This window comes from Mycobacterium aquaticum (assembly GCF_002086485.1).
In the GTDB taxonomy this organism is placed as follows: Bacteria; Actinomycetota; Actinomycetes; order Mycobacteriales; family Mycobacteriaceae; genus Mycobacterium; species Mycobacterium aquaticum.
In genome coordinates, this window is the sequence record NZ_MVHF01000010.1 from 80,961 (window position 1) to 94,141 (window position 13,181).

Below are 13,181 nucleotides of genomic sequence, written 5' to 3' on the forward strand. Positions count from 1 at the left end.
GGGTCAGTGCTTGGCGGCAGGGGTGTTGCTACGGCCAGTCAGTCCCCGCTTGATGTGGTGTGCTGCGACGCGGGCGAGGAAGCCAGGTGCGATGAGGCGTTGTGGTGGGTCGATGAAGTTGGCCACACGCATCAGTCGTTCGGTGATCATCATGTCGTCGGCCGCGGATTCGAGGATCTTTCGGCGAGTCCATGCGAACGCGCGGAGCGATAGCGGCGAGGAGGATTTATTGCCACGGCCGGACGGTTGTTGTGCGTTCGAGGCCCACACGGGTTTGGTGATCGCAGCGATCGCTGTGTAGAACGCCTGTGGGTCAACGCGACCGGTGCGAGAGAGGTGGGCGCGCAGCGTGGTGCCGTGCAAGGTGGCCATTGTCATGCCTTGACCGTTGATGGGGTCGAGGCTGCACAGTGCGTCGCCGAGGACGAGGAGACCATCCGGGTGGCGTGCCAGCCGGTCGTAGCGCCGCCATGTTCCTCCGGGATAGCGGTATGTCTGTACCTCGGTCAGTGGCTGCGCACTGTGAAGCGCTGGTTGGATGTGTGGGGGGATGAAGTCCCCTGCAAGGGTGAGCATATCGGCGAAATCGGTTGGCGTATGGGTGAGGTCGCTGGCTCGGCCAGCGATCGTCAACGTCCATGTGTTGTTCTCGCAGGCCATGAGGCCGCCACGTTGGGCCTTGCCTTCTGGAAGGACGAGAATCAGACGCTCCCGGAAGCTGTCCTGATCGGGGATCTCGATCTGCTGGCTGTAGTAGCGGCCGTCGGCGGTGAATGTGTGCTCGGCGGGGGGAGGAAAGCCGAGTCGATCCAAGAGCAGCGGAGTGCGGGTGGCGCGTCCAGTGGCGTCAATTATCAGGTCGGTGGAGAGCGTCTCGGAGCTGGTTGAGTCACGGGGGCTGATGGTGACACCGGTGATGCGGTGCGGTTGCGTGGAAAAGAGTTCGCCCACGTCGTGACCGTCGAGGAACGCGACGTTTGGTAGCGCCTCGACGCGTCGGCGGAGGTGGAACTCCAGGAATGGTCGGCTGGCCAGGTAGGTGACCAGGGCCGTCGGATCCGCGGCCGAATGGGTCCGGTTGAAGGTGTAAGGGCCGACGCGGCTGTGGATCCGGTGCATGTCGGGGTCGTCGAGGATCAGCGCACCCGCCTCGACGAGGTCGGCGAGAAACCCGGGGTGTAGTTCTTCCAGGATTTGGGAGCCGCGACTGAGCAGGCTGTGTAGATGGCGTCCCTGCGGTACTCCGCGTCGATCAATAGGACTGTCCGGCAACTGATCTCGCTCGACGACCGTGACGAGAGCAAAGCGCTCAGCGAGCACCGTCGCGGCGACGAGACCGGCGATGCCCGCGCCGAGGACCACGGCGTGATCTCGCAATTTTGCCTCCCCGCGCAGTGCAATCGACGGCACGTCGTTCACAGACTGATAGTCGGTATACGACTATAGGTCGATGAGTATGATCGGGATGGTGAGCGACGTCAAGGTCAGTCGGCGCGAGCGGTATGCCGCGCAAACATGCGAAGCGGTTCTTGGATCAGCCAAGACGTTGTTCGTGTCGAAAGGTTTCGACGCGACGTCGGTTGACGAGATCGCAGACCTCGCACAGGCCAGCAAAGGGGCGGTCTACCACCATTTCCGCGATAAGCAGGCGATCTTTGCCGAGTTATTCCGCGCCAGCCAGGAAGCGGTGACAGCCAAGGTCATCGAAGCGATGCCGACAGCGACTGAAGAGCCGTGGGCGAAGGTGCGAGCCGCAGTCCGTTTGTTCCTGCACGGCTACGTCGCCGACGAGGATGCCCGCGCACTCCTGCGGCAGGTAGTCAGCGTCCTGGGGTGGAATCGCGTGCGCGAACTCAACGAACAGCAGACGCTGCCCTTTTTGCGAGCGACCCTGGAAGGCTTCATCACCAACGGCTACGTCCGCCCAGTGCCCGTCGAGGCCACTGTCGAACTCTTCTTCAGCATGTTCTACAACGCAGTTCTATTCATCACCGACGCCGACGACCCTGACATGGCCTCAGATGAGGTCGAAACGGTCATCCTGTGCGCACTCGAAGGACTTCGACCCATAGCGAAAGCGTCCGCGTAGATCTGGCGCTGCACAGAACCGAGGCGCATCGCCTGTGCTGCTGGCGATGAATTGGCGGAGGCCGTCGACCAGGAGTCGGGGTTCTTCGGCGGCGGGGAAGTGTCCGCCGCGTGGCATGTCAGTCCAGGCGACGATGTTGTGCGAGTGTTCGAAGAGGCTGCGTGGCGGGTCTAGTGGCCGGCGCGCGCGGTTGCCCAGCGTGCGATGCTCTGTGCATACAGTGGTGTCTCGATGCGGCAGTGCTTTCCCGACGCATCCTGTCGGGCGGCGGCGGCTTCGGCGAAAGTCTGACCGTTGGCGGCGATGAATTTCAGGAAGTCCTCCGTGGGGTGCGAGGTAACCGCATTGGTGTAACGGCAGCGGTTTCCGTTGAGCTGTTCCATGCGGAGTTCCCAGATGACCTGAGTGGTCGTCCAGCCCGCGGGGGTCAGGATGTCGGAGATGGAAACCATCTTGCAGTAGTGGGGTTCGCTGACCTCGTATCGGTATTGCTGAATGACCAAGCCGGTGCCGATCATCTCGACGTTGATAGACATGGGGGTGCCGTCGTCGTCGACGGTGTAGCCGGCGGCCTTGTGGTCTCCTGGCGCGCAGCGCTGATACTCGTGCGTTGGAAGCGTTTTGAGCCATTCAGCGATGTTGATCAGCTCGAACGGCGCTTCCACTTCAGCAGTGATGACGGCTTGAGAGAGGATGAGATCCTCACGGACGGCAATGCTCACGGGTCGTACCTTTCGCCACGTGACGACGATGAGTTCGTGCGTCGAGGTTGTCGAAACATGCTGAATTGCTTTAACAGCATCTCGATCTCGCCGGTGGGCGAACAATGAAGCTTCCAAGACAAGCGGGGTAGTGCTAGCCCCCAATCTGCAAATGAGAATAGTCGCTCAATCCAACGGCTCAGCCATTCCTCGTGTGCATGCCCTAGCTAAATCGGTTGAGTCACGTGATGTGGACACCCGATTCAGCCTGGACTGCCGCCGGTCGCCCGGCGTAGCGATCCCGGAACGGCTTACTCGCGGCGGGACCCGCCGTGAACACGAAGTCCGGACCATCGACCCGGCGACCGGTAGCGCGGTCCACCAGGACGGGTTCGGCTTCCACCCCAGTTTCGGCGTCGACCAACACCATGCTGCGCGTTTCTGGCGCCAGTCGAGCGTTGCCCCACGCAGCCAACGCGACGATCACCGGGCGCAGCGAACGGCCGAGTTCGGTCAGAACATATTCGTACCGAACAGGTTTGGACTGATAGGGACGTCGCTGGAAGATGCCGGCCTCGACCAGACGCTTCAACCGCCCGGCCAACAGGCTCGATGACACTCCGAGATTCTCCTGGAACTGGTCGTAGCGCGTGTAGCCGTCGAACGCGTCGTGCAGGATCAGCAGCGTCCACCAGTCCCCGACCAAGCCCAGCGTCGCCGACAGCGGGCATTCGCGGTCCTCGGGACGGATCTTCTCAACCATGCGATCACCTTGACTTCTAAATCAGAAGTAACTAACTTCAATTTCAGAAGTAACTATCCTAGCGGAAGGTTCCCATGACCACGAACGCATCACCAACGGAGCTGCCCGACGTCATATCGACGTACCTGGCGGCCTCCCAGCGACGCGATATAGACGCGATCGTCGCATGCTTCGGTGACGACGCCACCGTGCTCGACGAGGGCAGACAGCGGCACGGTCTGGCCGAGATCCGCCGCTGGCGCGACGACGTCGACACCACCTACGAGTACACGTCCACGCTCACTCGGTGGTCCGCAACAGGAGTCACCGGCGGCGGCCAGGGCTACGACGTGACCCTGCACCTGCAGGGCAACTTTCCCGGCGGCGAGGTTGACCTGGTGAACAGTTTCACCATCCGCGACGACCATATCGCCGACCTCCGCATCGTGCCGGCGACATCATGACCACACCGCTGAGGTCCCGTCTCGGCAGGTTCGGAGCCTGGTTACATCCCGGCTACGGCGACGCGGCTCGCACCGAGTTCGCCGTTGAAGCAGAGGAATTGGGCTATCCGACGGTATGGCTGGGACTGGGTACGGCATCCGTCGCCGACCTCACGTTCGCCGAGAGGATCCTCGGAGCAACCGAGTCGATCATCGTGGCCACTGCCATCGTGAACATGTGGACCAACGACGCCGCCACGGTCGCCGCGTCCTATCGCAGGCTCACCGCGGCCTACGGAGAACGGTTCCTGCTCGGCGTCGGCATCGGACACCCGGAAGCGGTCGCGACGTATCGCACGCCCTACGCCACGATGGTCGACTACCTCGATCAACTCGACGCCGCGGGCGTTCCGGTCGATGGACGGATCCTGGCAGCGCTCGGGCCCCGAGCCCTAACGCTGGCCGCAGCCCGGACATTGGGCACTCACCCGTATCTGGTAGTGCCCGAACACACCCGGGAGGCACGCGCGATACTCGGCCCCGATGTCGTGATCGCTCCCGAACAAACCGTGGTCGTCGACCCCGATCCGGGCGCGGCGCGAAAGATCGCCCGGGCCTTCGTAACCGATCCGTACCTCACCTTGAGCAATTACACGAACAACCTGCGGCGCTTCGGCTACACCGACGCCGATCTCGACGGTCAGGGCAGTGATCGCCTCATCGATGACCTGGTGCCGCACGGCAACGCTGAGGTCGTCGCCGCGCGGCTGCAGGCGCACCTGGCCGCAGGCGCCGATCACGTGGGGGTGCAGATCCTGACCGCGGGTGGCGCCAGCCCGATGCCTGGTTACCGCGCTCTGGCGGCGGAACTGTTCAACTGAATGCCGGAGTGTCGGCGTTGGTCCACCGGGCCCCGCCCGACCTCTCCGCCACGCCGAGATGCCGTGTCAGCGTGGCCGATTGCCCACTGGTCAGCTACGAAGGATCAGCGCTGATCCCTGCCCACCGCCGCCGCACAGGGCCGCCGCTCCGGTTCCGCCGCCGCGGCGCTGCAGTTCCAACGCCAGATGCAGGACGATTCGTGCGCCGGACATGCCCAGCGGGTGCCCGATCGAGATGGCTCCTCCGTTGACGTTGACCTTCTCCGGATCGAGCCCGAGTGCGCGGGTCGATTCGATGCCCACCGCGGCGAAGGCTTCGTTGATCTCCACCAGATCCAGTGCTGCCGGGTCGATTCCGTCGAGCGCGCACGCCGCGGAGATCGCGTTGGCGGGTTGCAGTTGCAGCGTCGAGTCCGGACCGGCGACAACACCGTGCGCGCCGATCTCCGCGATCCAGGTCAGACCGAGCTCGGTTGCCTTGGCCTTGCTCATCACGACCACCGCCGCCGCACCGTCGTTCATGGTCGAAGCATTGCCCGCGGTGACGGTGCCGTCGGGTATGAACGCCGGTCGCAATCGCGCCAGCGAATCGGCGGTGGTGTCGCCGCGGATTCCCTCATCCTGCGTGACCTGAACCGGATCACCCTTGCGCTGCGGGATCGCAACGGGCACAACCTCGTCGTCGAAGATACCGTTCTTCCAGGCCGCCGCGGCGCGCTGCTGCGACATGGCCGCGAACTCGTCTTGCTCAGCGCGCGTCAAAGCGTTGACGCTGTCGGTGAGAGCACCCATCGCCTGGTCGGTGAACACATCTCGCAACCCGTCGACGGCAACGTGGTCGCGCAGCGTCGCGTCGCCGTATTTGATGCCGGTACGCGAGTTTTCGAGCAAATGGGGTGCCTGCGACATGGACTCCTGACCACCGGCGACGATGACATCGAACGCACCTGCACGGATGAGCTGATCGGCCAGTGCAATGGCGTCCAAGCCGGACAGGCACACCTTGTTGACCGTCAGGGCAGGCACCGTCATCGGGATGCCGCCGGCGACCGCAGCCTGTCGGGCAGGGATTTGGCCCGCGCCCGCAGTCAGCACCTGGCCCATGATCACGTACTGCACCTGCGACCCGGAGATGCCCGCCTTGGCGAGCGCTGCGGCGATGGCGACGCCGCCGAGTTCCGCACCCGACAGGCTCGACATCGACCCCATGAATTTGCCAACAGGTGTGCGGGCGCCGGCGACCAGAACGGAAGTGGTTTCGGTGGCCATCACAGCTGCACCTCCAGCTCGGCGCCGGTCGCGGCGATCACGTCGGCAACGGTGACGCCGGGAGCGAGTTCGCGTAATAGCAGGGTGCCGTCTCCGGGCACATCGATGACGCCGAGATTGGTGATGATGCGGTCGACGACGCCTTGTCCGGTCAGCGGCAGTGTGCACGCGTCGAGGATCTTCGGTGCGCCGCTACGGTCGGTGTGTTCCATCACGACGATGACCCGCGCCGCGCCGTGGACCAAATCCATTGCGCCGCCCATGCCTTTGACCATCTTGCCCGGCACCATCCAGTTCGCCAGATCGCCGTTGCGAGACACCTGCATGGCGCCGAGCACGGCGGTGTCGATGTGGCCACCGCGGATCATCCCGAACGAGGTCGCCGAGTCGAAAAAGGCCGCACCGGCGTTGACGGTGACGGTCTCCTTGCCCGCGTTGATGAGGTCGGCGTCGACGCTGTCCTCGTCCGGGTATCCGCCGGTGCCCAGAATTCCGTTCTCCGAGTGCAGGATCACCCGAACCCCGGCGCCGAGATAGCTGGGAATCAGGGTCGGTAACCCGATGCCGAGGTTGACGTACTGCCCGTCGACCATCTCGGCGGCCGCGCGGGCGGCGATCTGGTTGCGGGTCCAGCCGGTTGCGAGTGTCGCAGTCATCGTCAGGCTCCTTCAACGGTACGGACAGTGCGCTTCTCGATGCGCTTGTCCTGCGGTCCGGTGTGTACGACACGCTGGACGAAGACACCCGGGAGATGCACCTGCCCCGGATCGATCGCGCCGGGCTCGACGAGTTCCTCGACCTGGGCGATCGTGACGCGCCCCGCCATCGCCGCGAGCGGGTTGAAGTTCATCGCGGTCTTCTCGAACACGAGGTTGCCGTCGGTGTCGCCGAGTCGGGCGTGTACGAGGGCGAAGTCGGCGTTGATGGCCTCCTCCAGCACGTAGCGCTTATCTCCGAATACGCGAGTCTCCTTGGGAGGCGACGCAATTGCCACCGATCCGTCGGCCGCGTACCGCCATGGCATACCGCCGTCGGCAACAGGGGTGCCGACGCCTGCGGGGGTGAAGAACGCGGGAATCCCGGTACCGCCGGCCCGAAGCCGCTCAGCCAGTGTGCCCTGCGGAGTCAACTCGACTTCCAGTTCGCCGGCCAGGTATTGCCTGGCGAATTCCTTGTTCTCCCCGACATAGGAAGCCGTGACCCGACGGATGCGGCCCAGTGACAGCAGGACTCCCAGCCCGTGGTCGTCGACGCCGCAATTGTTCGAGAACACTTCGAGGTCGGTGGTCGTCGAGTCGGCGATGGCATCGATGAGCGCATCCGGGATACCGCACAAACCGAATCCGCCGACCGCGAGGGTCGCCCCCGTCGTGATGTCGGCGACCGCCTCCGCGGCGCTGCCGTAGACCTTCGATGGCATCGATGCCCTTCCTTTCCGACCACTGGACAGACGCGGCCCGTTGTGCTGCTGATACTGCTTCTCCCCAGGTCCAGGGGGCAAGCAGTCTCAGAAAGTTCGCCGACATTGCTCGGATGATGACCGCTAGACCAACATGCGTCCACTCTGTGAACGCATACAATCGCCGGATGGAAGACAAGGGAACGCAGGTGCTGGCGCGCGCCGCGGCGCTGTTGCGCGCCATCGGCGGCGGTGAGTCGGCAGGGATGTCGACGACGGCGATCGCCCGCGCCGCTGCCTTGCCCCGACCCACCGCGCACCGTCTCCTCACGGCACTCAGTGCGGAGGGCCTGGTCGATCGCGATTCGGCCACCGGACTGTGGTCGTTGGGGCCCGAGCTCTATCTCCTCGGTGCGGGCGCCGCCCAGCGCTACGACATCACCGACCAGTCCCGCGACGTCATCGAACGCCTGGCCCGGGAAACCGGCGAGAGCGCATTCCTGTCGGCCCGCCGCGGTGACGAAACCGTATGCATGCTCAGCAGAGAAGGCAGCTTCCCGCTCCGATCCCACGTCCTCCACGAGGGCATTCGCTTCCCGCTCGGAGTCGCCTCTGCCGGGTTGGCGATCCTCAGTCACCTGCCCGACCGCGACATCGACGACTATTTCGCCCGGTCCGACCTCGAACCCCGCTGGACCACAAGCCATTCCGAAGCCGCCATCCGCGAACGGATCGCCGCCACCCGGACCACCGGCTACGCCGTCAATCCGGGCCTTCTCGTCGAGGGCAGCTGGGGGATGGGCGCTGCGGTCTTCGACCGAAACGGTCGCCCTGCGTGGGCGCTGAGCCTCACCGGTGTCGAGACCCGGTTCCGTGCTGACCGCCGAGCGGACATGGGTGTTCTGCTCCTTGAGCTGGCGCACGAGCTGACGCTGCGGCTTCGGAGATGATCGGGCGCCCCGAGAGGCGAATCGGTCTTCGCCTGCCATCACGGCGCTGTCGACGTGGAGCAACATCGGCGACTGGCGCTGGTGGCTGCCGGGGCGCCATCCGGCTCCTTGCCGCAACCAACAGGGGCAACTCGCCTCGATTTCTCGCGTCGAGTCGCTGAGGACACTCACTCCGCGGTGAAGATGCGGGTGAGCTGTCGATCGATTACGTCGACTGCTTCCTCTGCTGTCCACTGGCCAAGCAAGACCTGGGCTTGCAGTCCTTCGGCTCCGGCGATGAGGAACGCGCCTTCGGCGGCGGCGTCGATGTGTTGCGGTGCTTCGCCGAGTTCCTTTGCGCGAGTGATCAGGTCGGCCATCAGATTTGCAAGCTCCGGCGGTGCAACGCGGGCGACCGCGGCAAGGGCTGGTTCGACAAGAAAGCGGACGAAGTAGGCCGCGTAAACCACATGCCGATCGTGGCGTTGCTCGTCGAGTGGGAGCATCTCGAGCAACACGGCGCGCACAATCGCGCGCGTGCTTGGTGCCTCGCCCAGGCCGGCCATCCGGTCTGTGGCCTGTTTCTCGGCCTCGGCATTCAAGATTTCCAGCGCACCGAGCAACAACTGGTCCCTTGTGCCGAAGTAGTACTGCAGCAGCCGGGGGGAGACTCCCGCCTCGGCGGCCGCTCGTCGCAATGTGACCTGCTCCAGTCCGCCGCGGACGGCCAAACGCCAGACGGCCTCGGCGATTTGGCGGCGCCGTTCGTCATGATCCACCTGTCGCGGCATCTGCTCCCCGTCATTTCGGCGTGCATTGTGGTGCGATCGTAACAAAACGTGTTATGGTGCGATCGAACCACAACGTTGACGCGGCGAGGGAAGGGGAGTCGGTGGGTAACGTCTTCACGTTGATCGGAGGCATGGTTCTGTTGGTGTTGGGGATTCAGGGCGCGATACGCCTACTGGTCGACCATGACAACGCGGGCCTGATGAGTTGGCTGCCAGGCGGATTCGCGGCACGACTGCTCGGGTACCTGCTCATTGCGACGGTGGGAGTGGTGCTCGCTCGTTCGGGTAAGCGACGGTCGGATCGGTCCGAGGCAGACTGACGATGCTGCTGACCGAAGAACATCGACGGACGTGTCTATGCAGTTATTGAGTGCCACTGGCATTTTCGGGCGGCAAGTGAGATGAGGTCGGCAAACTGCCTCACCGACCAGTCAACCGCTGCGTCGAGAGGCGTGTTCACGTTGGCGTCTCTGTAGGGCGCGTAGTGTGCGGGCATATGGTCGACACACCGCCTCGCCAAGCTGTGTATCCCAATCTCCGATATGTGGATCCTACTTCTGCGATTGAGTTCCTTTCTGGTGCATTCGGATTCGAACTGCACTTCAAAACAGAAGCCGACGACGGTTCTGTGGAGCATGCGCAACTCCGCGTGGGCGCTGATCTGATCTTCCTTGGTCGAGAGCATGGCGGAAACCCATACGGCATGCATAGCCCGCTGATACTGCACGGCACCACGCACGCACTGTGCGTTTGGGTGGCGGACCACGCACTCGACGAACATCAGTCCCGCGCCGAGGCAGCTGGTGCCACGATCTTGAACCCAGTACACGATTCGCTGGCGGGAGTCAGGGAGTACACGTGCGCCGATTTAGAAGGGCACGTCTGGACGTTCAGCAGCTACGCGGGCGAATGACTGGAGACCGGGTGGCGCGCCGGTGCCACCGACCCTTGCCGCCGTTGGCTCCGGACCTTAGCCGATGCGTAATTGGCTGTTTGCCGGTGCTTTTCGCTGCGGGATCGCCTGTGCGATGGATTTTGCTGGGTAGCTCTAGCTGAACAGAAATTTCACTGCTACGACGGTTCGATAGTTCCGAGAGGCGCCGGGTCCAATTCCGTTCGGCGGGGCCGATGAGGGATCAGTCGTAGGAATCGAACCGGTTCGTGAGACACACGTGGCCGAGTAAGCGCTGTATGGAGTTCTGCCGGAAACACTGCGAGAAGCACGTATCAGACCGACAACGTCCACCTGTCAGTATCGGTGTGTGACGACACCGTGCGATAAGGGCGTGCCGCGCGCCAGTGCTCGGATCTCGTGGCCCGTGATGATCCCGCTGCTTGTGGGGATCCTCGCGCAGAGTCTCGCAGTGAGCATGATCAACACCGCCCTGCCGAAACTCGCCCATGATCTCCAGATCGCCCCGGCGGATCAGTCGTGGGTCGTCAACATCTATCCCCTCGCCGTGGCAGCTGCGATCGTGCCGGCCGCGCGGTGGGGCGACCGCTCCGGACGCCGCCGCGCTCTGGTCGCAGGCATGACTGTCTTCGCGCTGCTCAGCGCAGTGGCCCCGATGCTGCCTGCCCCTGGACTGCTCGCGGCGCGACTCGGCCTCGGCATCGCCGGCGCGCTGATCCTGGCAAACGTGGTGTCCACGATCGGCGCTGTTTTCACCGGTCATGCCAGAACGATGGCGAACGGCCTCTGGGTCGCCGTGTTCGGTGCCGCCAACACCATCGGCCCGCTCGTCGGCGGCTACCTCACCGATCGCTGGGGCTGGCAGTGGGTGTTCTGGATCTGTGTACCGATCGCTGCCATTGGCGCGCTTCTCACCCGCGTGGCGGTGCCGAACACGCGGGCCCAGGTGATGCCGGCGTGGCATCCGGGGTGGGTCATGGTCGCGGCGCTCGGGCTCGGCGTGACGGTGTACGGCGTGCAACGCCTGCCGTTCGCGCCGGCCGTCGGCGCCGCCGTTGGTCTGGCAGGCGCGGGCGTCTTGACCGTGTTCCTGTGGGCCCAGCGGCGGCTGCGGGATCCACTGCTGCGGGTGGACCTGTTCGGAGACCGGGGCTTCTCGGCAGGAGTTGCGACGATCGTCGTCTCGGCCGGAGCCACTCTCGGGGCGATCTATCTGACCAGCCTGCATCTGCAGAACGATCGGGGGTGGTCGGCGTCAGCGACCGGCCTCGTGCTGCTCTGGCAGGCGATCGCCACCATGGCCGGCGGCATCGTGGCACCTGCGCTGGCCCGGATCGACCGCCGCGGCCTGGTCCTACCGGCGGCGCTGCTGCTGCAGGCCTCCGGCCTTGCCTGGGCGGCAAGGGATCCGGCGGCGATCGGGCCGGCCCTGCTGTTGATCGGCGCGGGCTTCGGCGTGATCGGCACGCTCGGCACCACGGCGCTGTTCGTTGCGGCTCCCGTCGACGCGGTATCCCAGGTGGGCGTGGTGCAGGAGGTGGCCTTCGCGCTCGGCTCCGGGTTCGGCATCGCGGTGCTGGCGGCGCTCGCGGCACCGTCGGGCTACTCCGGTTCGCTGGTCGCGGCCGCTGTGGGGGTGACGCTGACGGCCGCGGCCGTCGCCTGGATCGGAAATCCTCTGGCCCCAGCCTCCGGAACCTGACTCACCTCTGCGGTGTGACCTCAGATCCCTTTGTGCCAGAGGGTCTTTGGCAGGTGGAAACGCCGGCTACTGATGTCTGCGGTAGCGGCGCCGAGCCCGGCGTGCGGTCCCGGCCTGGCTGCCGCGGTTACGCCCGTGGGAATCGTCACGTCGATGAGTCGGCTGCATGTGCGGCCCTCACCGAGAGCGGTGCACTGGTGCATAACCAGCAAACGAAATCCCAATCGTCGACCGGGCGGGCGCAAGCCGCTGGACGTCGAATGTGTGCCGTGGTTTTGCCAGATCTAGAAAGTTCCAATACAGTGCACGGCTGACTGCTACAACCCCGTAGTACCAGGTGACGTGGCATAGGTCACACCATGGCGACCGGAGCAACGGTTGCGGCGGGTGTGATGTGCGTGCGGCGAACTCATTCCAGCGCCGCCGCGGCCGTAATGCGCGCAGCAAATTTCATCAGTGCGCGTCTGGTGTGGTCGGCGTTTGGTCGCCGCATGCCAGTGCGCAGCTCGGCCCTGTCTTTCGACGCCCAGAGGCGGTTGGGAGGGCGTGTCTGTGTCGGCCCACGGATCCACAAGTTCAGAAAAGAGAGCACGACCTTGCCGAAAGCGGACCGACTGGCCGAGGCCCTCGGAAAACACAAACAAGTGAAGAAGATCATCACCGCGGTTCTCGTCGCCACCGGCGTCGGCGGTGCGACCACCTTGGCTTCTTCTCCCCCGATGCACCGGGATACCCCGGTCGCGGTTGAGCAGCGGCCTGCCGACGGCACAGTCACCAAAGTGGCCGCAGTCATCACCCGCAGACCGGTGGTCGTGACCAAGGACTCCAGCCCGCAGGACATCGTCAAAGCCATCGTGAGCCAGGGCCAGGCCGCCAGGCTGAGCGAAGAGCAGATCAAGGCCGTCATCGCCACGGCAAAAATCGAGTCCACGTTCCGTCCGACCGCGTCCGGCGGTGTGCAGGCCTACGGCAGCCAGGGGGCGGCGGCTGACGAGGTTGTCGGCCTGTTCCAAGAGAAAGCCAGTTTCGGCACCGTCGCCGAACGCCAGGACCCCAATAAGGCGATTGCCAGGTTCATCGCCCGGTTTACGGAGGCGTTCAGGAAATACGGTGTTGGCAGCGACAGTGTGTTGGCGGCCACGCTCGCGCAGAACCCGCAATTGCTCAAATACCGCGGCGGGGTGGGAACCGACTACTACAACACGGTCAAAGCAGCGATGAGCGCGGCTTCCGACCTGTACAGCCAGGCTGTCGGCGCCACTCTGCAACCGGTCACATAGCTGCGTCCCCAGTTGGGTTCGCACCGGTAATCGCGGTCCATG

At 64.6% G+C, this 13,181-nt stretch carries 15 protein-coding genes; 8 read left to right on the forward strand and 7 right to left on the reverse strand.

Annotated elements, in window-relative coordinates:
• Nucleotides 1-3: 3 nt before the first annotated feature.
• Nucleotides 4-1,419, reverse strand: a complete 1,416-nt coding sequence (locus BST13_RS12895) for an FAD-dependent oxidoreductase (protein WP_083164380.1) — start codon at nt 1,417-1,419, stop codon at nt 4-6.
• A 49-nt stretch (nt 1,420-1,468) separates the two neighbouring features.
• Between BST13_RS12895 and BST13_RS12900 the strand changes: the two genes are divergently transcribed.
• Nucleotides 1,469-2,089, forward strand: a complete 621-nt coding sequence (locus BST13_RS12900; RefSeq protein WP_158087148.1) for a TetR/AcrR family transcriptional regulator — start codon at nt 1,469-1,471, stop codon at nt 2,087-2,089.
• A 170-nt stretch (nt 2,090-2,259) separates the two neighbouring features.
• Here BST13_RS12900 and BST13_RS12905 read toward each other — a convergent pair whose 3' ends face one another.
• Both BST13_RS12905 and BST13_RS12910 read right to left on the reverse strand, forming a co-directional pair.
• Entirely contained in the window at nt 2,260-2,811 is a 552-nt protein-coding gene (locus tag BST13_RS12905; RefSeq protein WP_211296074.1) for a hypothetical protein, read from the reverse strand.
• A 220-nt stretch (nt 2,812-3,031) separates the two neighbouring features.
• Complete coding sequence (locus BST13_RS12910) at nt 3,032-3,553, reverse strand: winged helix-turn-helix transcriptional regulator (protein ID WP_083164384.1); 522 nt, start codon at nt 3,551-3,553, stop codon at nt 3,032-3,034.
• 74 nt (nt 3,554-3,627) lie between these two features.
• Between BST13_RS12910 and BST13_RS12915 the strand changes: the two genes are divergently transcribed.
• Both BST13_RS12915 and BST13_RS12920 read left to right on the forward strand, forming a co-directional pair.
• Nucleotides 3,628-3,996, forward strand: a complete 369-nt coding sequence (locus tag BST13_RS12915) for a nuclear transport factor 2 family protein (RefSeq protein ID WP_083164386.1) — start codon at nt 3,628-3,630, stop codon at nt 3,994-3,996.
• Nucleotides 3,993-4,856, forward strand: coding sequence for an LLM class F420-dependent oxidoreductase (locus tag BST13_RS12920; protein WP_083164388.1), 864 nt, complete (start codon nt 3,993-3,995; stop codon nt 4,854-4,856). Before BST13_RS12915 ends, BST13_RS12920 begins: the two co-directional genes overlap by 4 nt.
• 90 nt (nt 4,857-4,946) lie before the next feature.
• On the opposite strand, the gene BST13_RS12925 is transcribed toward BST13_RS12920, so the two are convergent.
• From BST13_RS12925 to BST13_RS12935, 3 genes are read right to left on the reverse strand one after another with little or no spacing between them, the layout of a single operon-like run.
• Entirely contained in the window at nt 4,947-6,125 is a 1,179-nt protein-coding gene (locus BST13_RS12925) for an acetyl-CoA C-acetyltransferase (protein WP_083164390.1), read from the reverse strand.
• Complete coding sequence (locus BST13_RS12930; RefSeq protein ID WP_083164397.1) at nt 6,125-6,781, reverse strand: 3-oxoacid CoA-transferase subunit B; 657 nt, start codon at nt 6,779-6,781, stop codon at nt 6,125-6,127. Before BST13_RS12930 ends, BST13_RS12925 begins: the two co-directional genes overlap by 1 nt.
• Nucleotides 6,782-6,783: 2 nt before the next feature.
• Entirely contained in the window at nt 6,784-7,545 is a 762-nt protein-coding gene (locus tag BST13_RS12935; RefSeq protein ID WP_083164399.1) for a CoA transferase subunit A, read from the reverse strand.
• Between the two features lie 167 nt (nt 7,546-7,712).
• Here BST13_RS12935 and BST13_RS12940 point away from each other — a divergent pair, with 167 nt between their 5' ends.
• On the forward strand, nt 7,713-8,474 hold the full coding sequence (locus tag BST13_RS12940; protein WP_083164401.1) for an IclR family transcriptional regulator: 762 nt from the start codon (nt 7,713-7,715) through the stop codon (nt 8,472-8,474).
• Between the two features lie 167 nt (nt 8,475-8,641).
• Here the strand turns inward: BST13_RS12940 and BST13_RS12945 are convergent, their stop codons facing one another.
• Nucleotides 8,642-9,244, reverse strand: a complete 603-nt coding sequence (locus BST13_RS12945) for a TetR/AcrR family transcriptional regulator (RefSeq protein ID WP_083164403.1) — start codon at nt 9,242-9,244, stop codon at nt 8,642-8,644.
• 101 nt (nt 9,245-9,345) lie between these two features.
• Between BST13_RS12945 and BST13_RS12950 the strand changes: the two genes are divergently transcribed.
• The 4 genes from BST13_RS12950 to BST13_RS12965 all read left to right on the forward strand — a co-directional run bounded on the left by BST13_RS12950 (nt 9,346) and on the right by BST13_RS12965 (nt 13,139).
• Nucleotides 9,346-9,564: a hypothetical protein gene (locus BST13_RS12950; protein WP_211296076.1), complete on the forward strand. Its 219-nt coding sequence runs from the start codon at nt 9,346-9,348 to the stop codon at nt 9,562-9,564.
• 176 nt (nt 9,565-9,740) lie between these two features.
• On the forward strand, nt 9,741-10,157 hold the full coding sequence (locus BST13_RS12955) for a VOC family protein (RefSeq protein ID WP_083164405.1): 417 nt from the start codon (nt 9,741-9,743) through the stop codon (nt 10,155-10,157).
• Nucleotides 10,158-10,506: 349 nt separating this feature from the next.
• Nucleotides 10,507-11,859 (forward strand): MFS transporter, encoded by a 1,353-nt coding sequence (locus tag BST13_RS12960; protein ID WP_083164407.1) that lies wholly within the window; start codon nt 10,507-10,509, stop codon nt 11,857-11,859.
• Nucleotides 11,860-12,218: 359 nt separating this feature from the next.
• The gene (locus BST13_RS12965) at nt 12,219-13,139 is read left to right on the forward strand and encodes a hypothetical protein (RefSeq protein WP_245839565.1); all 921 of its coding nucleotides are present in this window, start codon (nt 12,219-12,221) and stop codon (nt 13,137-13,139) included.
• The last annotated feature ends 42 nt before the right edge of the window (nt 13,140-13,181 follow it).